The following is a 5,720-nucleotide window of genomic DNA, read 5'->3' on the forward strand; positions in this document are numbered from 1 at the left end:
CCCTTGATCGTGACCGAACACGTCGACTTTCAGACAAAAGGAAACGCCGAGATGACCGACCTGACCGCGAAGGTGGCGAGAGCCTTAGAGAGGTCGGGTCTTGAGGCCGGAGTTGCCGTCGTCTTCGCCTCCGGCGCCACCGGAGCCGTCACCACCATCGAGTACGAGCCGGGCCTGATGGCCGATATGAAAGATGCCCTGGAGAGGATCGCCCCCCAAAAGATCGAGTACGCCCACAACCAGAGGTGGGGCGACGGCAACGGCCACTCCCACATCCGGGCCTCGATGATCGGCCCGAGCCTCGCCGTCCCCTTCTCCGAAAGGAAGCTGATGCTCGGCACCTGGCAGCAGATCGTCTTTCTGGACCTGGACAATCGACCACGCTATCGGAGGGTCGTCGTCCAGATCATGGGAGAATGAAGCCCTCGGCGGCCCGGGCATCATCAGGACCTGCGATAAGACGCTGAGGACTTCATCGGCCGAAGACGAGCAGGATCACGAGGATCGAGAACCTGACCAGGATGCTCATTCCTGTCGAGAAGACGACGATCCCCACCCCTAGGCGCGGGCCGAAGAGCCCGATGTATCGGGGAAGAAGGCTTCTCGCGGCGAAGAAGGGGAGCATGAACATGCTTCCCAGCATCAGGACGATCATGGCCTGGATATGTGAGATCCCGTCGCTCGCGATCATCGGTCCGAGGAGGGATATCCCCACGATGGGGCTGGCGACATAGGTGGTGAGGGGTACGATGCTCTCGGGGGGGATGCCGAAGAGCTCCGCCAACGGCAGAACGCTGAAGGCCTCGAAGGCCTCCCGATCTCTGAGGGCGAATACGAGGGTGGTCATGGTGATGTAGATGGCGGCGATCTTGAAGAAGAGTCTCCTCTCTCGCCGGAAAGCTCTGATCACAGCCTCCTTGAGGGAGACCCTCCCCTGTTGAGTCTTCTCGGGCACCCGGCAGGACCCCTCATCGAGAAAGAGCCTGCTCAGGACCACCACCACCGAGATCTTGACGAGGGCTGTGATTATGAAGACCAGGGCGTAAAACCCCCCCACCACAAGGCCCAGGGCCGGAATGACGATCGGTATCTGGTAGGTGAAAAGCTCCCTGACGTAGACGGGTATGCTGTTCATGACGGCACAGAGGACCACCTCCTTCTCTTCGAGGCAACCCTCGTCCCTGAACCTCGCCACCATCCCGTTGGCCGCCACCGCCGACCCCAGGGATACGACGAAGGCGGAGGCGCAGGCGTCGGGAAGCCTGGTGAAGGAGAAGATCGGCCTTGCTATCCTGGCCAGGCTCCGCATAAGCCCCAACTCCGTCAGGACGCCAGCGCCGAATAGTCCGAAGGCCATCATGGCCAGTATCGGAGCTGCGAACTCCAGAACCCTGAGGATGAGGTCGATCATCAGATGAAGGTTCGCCTCCCGATAGATCAACCTATTCCAGGAGGGTGCCCTGAACTCATCCCGATTTTTTTTGTCGAAGGACAGTCCCAATATATGAAAACTTACTTATGTATGAAATGGTCTAATAAATGAAGACTGACCGGCGGAGAAGACGCCGGAGAGATCGATGGTGACAGAGCTCGACGAGACGATAGAAGGTCGATTTCGAGCTCTGAAGACCTGGCGAGGTTGTTGTCTGTCGGTTATCCGCCAGGCAGGGCCAGGACGAAGGTTCGTCCATGAAGATAGGGGTTGGGAGGGGTGAGAGATGAAACTTTTGCCGTTAGATAAGCTGGGTGCCAGGACCAGAGAGACGTCTCCAGAGGTGATCGACTTCGGAGTCTTGCTGCCCTGGGTCTTCGCCGAGCACGGAAACCGGATCTTCGTCAAGATAATTCACGAGAAAGACCAGTTCATCCAGGACGTACAGCCGATGAAGTTCGAGATGAATCAGTCGGAGGACCCCGATTATGGTGCTCTCTGGTCGGCGGAGGTGGTGATCGACCCGGACTCCAAAGATCGCCATCCAGACTCTCACTGGGGAGACGACGGCAGATACGTCTACAGGTACTATCTGGAATGCCCGCGCCTCAAAGGGCCGATCGACTGGATCATCGATCCCTTCTCAAGAGAGTTTGGGGTCGGCAAGCTCTCGGCGATCACCAAGGGGTACAAGAGGCTTTACAAGCACGAATGGGACGATAACGAGGTGGCTTGGAAGACGCCGTCCCTCGACGAGCTGGTCGTCTACGAGCTGATGATAAACGAGTTTGGAGGGGGCATAGACGAGGCCATCGATAGGCTCGACTACCTCCGCGACCTGGGCATAAACTGCATCGAGGTGATGCCGGTCTCGAACGTCTCCAACGAGGTGGATTGGGGATTCCTGCCGATCGGCTACTTCGGGGTGGACGAGAGGTTCGGAAAGAGGGGAGATATGCAGAGGTTCATCGACCAGGCCCACCAGAGGGGGATCGCGGTGATCCTGGACGTGGTCTACGGCCACACCAGCGACCTCTTCGCCTACAGCTACCTCTACAAAAAGCTCGAGTACCAGGAGAACCCCTTCATGGGCCCCTTCGCGAAGAATTACTTCGGCCAGAGCACCGACTTCAACCGAAGGTTCACCCAAGACTTCTTCTTCTCCGTCAATCACCACTGGCTTGACGTCTACCACGTTGACGGGTTCAGGTACGACTGCGTCCCCAACTACTGGGACGGCCCCGTGGGCGGGGGTTATGCCGCCCTCGTCTACGAGACCTACAAGATGGTCAGCTCGAAGAGGGGGTCTTCCGACCACTGGCAGAGGTTCTTTGACGGCGACTCGACGAACATCATCCAGTGTGCAGAGCAGCTCGAAGGCCCCAAGGAGATCCTGCGCGAGACCTACAGCAACTGCACCTGGCAGAACGAGACCCTCGACGCGGTCAAAAAGGTCTCTCGGGGAGAGATGGACGAGCTGACCGCCCTCGGTTTCAGGCTCGGCCTCATGGACTACCCGGCCGAGGTCGAGGCCAACGGCGAGACGATAAAGAAGACTGCTCTGCAGTACCTGGAGAACCACGACCACTCCCGTCTGGTCTGCAACTTCGGCACCCTCCCCCCCGGGATTGACGCGAGACTGAGGAGTCTGAGAGAGGGGAACAGGGACCTCTGCGGAGCTTTGGAGTCTGACCTTCTGGTCTTGAAGGACGGCGACAGGGGCCTCTGGTACAAGGTCCAACCCTACCTGATCGGGATCTTCGCCGCCAAAGGGGTTCCGATGCTCTGGCAGGGGCAGGAGTTCGGGGAGAACTACTGCATACCCGAGAAAGGGATGGGTAGGGTGGTGATCTTCAGGCCGGTCCGCTGGGACTACTTCTATGATCCCGTCGGAAGGAGGATGATCTCCCTCGTCCGGAGGCTGATCAAGATGCGCCGCCAGCCCCAGTTCCAAAGAGGAAGACATATCTTCTACAACGATCCCGGCCGCTACCAGTCAAAGGGCGTCTTGGTCTTCTCCAGGGAGGACGAGAGCCGCTTCAGCCTGGTGGCCCTCAACTTCACAGATCAGGATCAGCAGGTGGAGTTCCAGTTCCCCTTCAGCGGAGACTACAGAGAGGAGCTTCACGGTCTGGGCGACCTCGAAGACGTCGTCGGCGGTGCCAGGACCTCCTTTGTCGTTCCCAGCAACTACGGAAGGGTCTGGACGGTCCGAGTCTGAGTCTTTGGGGAGAATTTAAATATGTTGGGCTACCATAAACTCCTGGGATCTTTATGATTGTTGTAGTATCTGACGTCCATCTGACAGAAAGGCGGGAAGACCGAAAGGTGGAGAGAGACGACCAGGAGTTTCGGGAGTTTCTCACCCACCTGGAGGGGAACATCTTGAGCGACGGCGGAGATCTGGTCATCCTCGGTGATCTGATCGACTTCTGGAGGCGCGACTTCGCAAAGGCGCTGATGGAGATGGAGGACGTCGTCTCGGTGCTCACGGGCTTCAAGGACGACGTGAAGGTCTATTACGTCGTCGGCAATCACGACTATTATATGCTGAAGCTCAAAGAGACGCTGGCCAGGGATTTCCCCTTCGAGAACGTCGCTGAGTGCATCAGGCTTCAGGACGGCGGGGAGAAGTTCTTCTTCACCCACGGCTACCAGCTGGAGGTCCTCGCCAACCCCTACTACAAGTCTTTGACCGCTTACAAATGCTTTGCAGAGAACCTCTGTCTTGCCGGCGACGACACCGGGAACGCCGCCAGCGAACTCTGGGACATGATCCAGAGCTCGAAGTCCGTCATCGACGACCTCCGGAGGGTTCCCCACGATCTGCGCGGCGCCCTGAAGTCCATGATGGAGGGGCCGGAAGATAGGCTCCGTGGCCGTCATGAAGCGGTCCTAACCATAGACAACCTCGCCAAATCCAAGTCCAGAGCGGTTTATCTGGGGATGTGGATCGACGAGTATCTGATCTTTGGCCACACTCACATGCCCTTCGTCGACGAGCAGCACAGGGTTGCAAACGTCGGCTCCTGGAAGAAGAGTCCCTGTAAAGAGTACAATTATATGCTGATCCAGGACGGGACGGTGACGCCCGCGGTTTGGAGGTGAGGTAGGGGGGATCTGAGGAGAAGATCTCATCAAATTATGGCCGGAGATTCAGGAGGACTTCTGGTCGGAATCCGTGAGGAGGTTTGAGATTTTCGGCCAGCTCGGACTATTTTGGTCCCTTTATCTCTTTTTTCTCAGCGTCTATCGGCAACTGTTGCCCTTGAGATTGTGCGTATCATCTTAGCAATATTTATATGTGATATCAGAGAAAGGTACTCTTTAACTTAAAGGGGAGTAATATGAACTGATGTGGGGTGACTCATGATGAGATATCTTCCTTTCGGCAAAGCAGCTATGATGCTGGTTTTGGCCTTGGTTTCCATTTCTGCCTCATCGGCCAATGATGAACTGCATTATGGATCAAAGGTTATGTGGAACGATGTAGACCTGTCGGTGGCCCTCAGCCCGTTTTATATGGGTCCTGAGTTCGCCTTCTGGGACGGGGGGATCGTCGGCGTCTTCGACCGGGAAGATGTGGTCTACATAAATGTAAATCCCAACGACGATGTAGTCAGCGAAAACGACATCCGCCTGACCCCTTTCGGCGAGCTTCCTGCGGGATCTCAGGTGGCTAAGGCCGACAACGACATAGGAAAACATCTGATGAAGTTTGGGACCGCCACCACGCCCAGGGCTGAGCTGAGGTTCCTGGACGCGGGAGGGGACGGGGCCTACAACCTGGAGGACCCGATATACCTCAACGTGGTGCCGGGCGAGATAAACTCCAACGACGTCCGGATCACCAATTACAAGGGGTTTTCAGCGGGGAGCAGGGTCAACGATACTGATTCGGATAACGGCCTCAAGACCTCAACCCTTCCCGGGATGCTCAGCTTCTTCAACGCCAACGGAAACATCAACAACGGAGGGTACGCAATCTACGATCGAGGGGACGTGGTCTACATGGACACCCAGTACCCCTTCTACTTCGTGAGCATAAACGATGTCAGAATGTCGATCTGATACATCTCTCGCCCCTCTCCCCTTTCATCTTCGAAGGCGGGGGTGGCAGGTGATCTTAATACGTGATGCATTGATCTCCATCTGGGCGGCGTCGTTTCAGATCCCTCTTTTTTTCGTTCGAGCGCCTATTCCATTGGTCATCGGTTAAGCCAAAAGATCGCATTGAATAGTGCCCCGTTAGCTGGTTTTTCAAAATAACAATTTCAAAATTATGTAA

At 56.6% G+C, this 5,720-nt stretch carries 5 protein-coding genes; 4 read left to right on the forward strand and 1 reads right to left on the reverse strand.

What is annotated here, in order from left to right; genetic code table 11:
- The first annotated feature begins 3 nt into the window (after positions 1-3).
- Complete coding sequence (locus ACP5EL_RS08675) at positions 4-420, forward strand: secondary thiamine-phosphate synthase enzyme YjbQ (protein ID WP_428402117.1); 417 nt, start codon at positions 4-6, stop codon at positions 418-420.
- Between the two features lie 52 nt (positions 421-472).
- On the opposite strand, the gene ACP5EL_RS08680 is transcribed toward ACP5EL_RS08675, so the two are convergent.
- Positions 473-1,411: a nucleoside recognition protein gene (locus tag ACP5EL_RS08680; RefSeq protein WP_428402113.1), complete on the reverse strand. Its 939-nt coding sequence runs from the start codon at positions 1,409-1,411 to the stop codon at positions 473-475.
- A gap of 307 nt (positions 1,412-1,718) precedes the next feature.
- Between ACP5EL_RS08680 and ACP5EL_RS08685 the strand changes: the two genes are divergently transcribed.
- The 3 genes from ACP5EL_RS08685 to ACP5EL_RS08695 all read left to right on the forward strand — a co-directional run bounded on the left by ACP5EL_RS08685 (position 1,719) and on the right by ACP5EL_RS08695 (position 5,503).
- Positions 1,719-3,653, forward strand: a complete 1,935-nt coding sequence (locus ACP5EL_RS08685; protein ID WP_428402114.1) for an alpha-amylase family glycosyl hydrolase — start codon at positions 1,719-1,721, stop codon at positions 3,651-3,653.
- A 53-nt stretch (positions 3,654-3,706) separates the two neighbouring features.
- Entirely contained in the window at positions 3,707-4,540 is an 834-nt protein-coding gene (locus ACP5EL_RS08690) for a UDP-2,3-diacylglucosamine diphosphatase (RefSeq protein ID WP_428402115.1), read from the forward strand.
- A 369-nt stretch (positions 4,541-4,909) separates the two neighbouring features.
- Complete coding sequence (locus tag ACP5EL_RS08695; protein WP_428402116.1) at positions 4,910-5,503, forward strand: hypothetical protein; 594 nt, start codon at positions 4,910-4,912, stop codon at positions 5,501-5,503.
- Positions 5,504-5,720 lie beyond the last annotated feature (217 nt).

This window comes from Methanocrinis sp. (genome assembly GCF_049974945.1).
In the GTDB taxonomy this organism is placed as follows: Archaea; Halobacteriota; Methanosarcinia; order Methanotrichales; family Methanotrichaceae; genus Methanocrinis.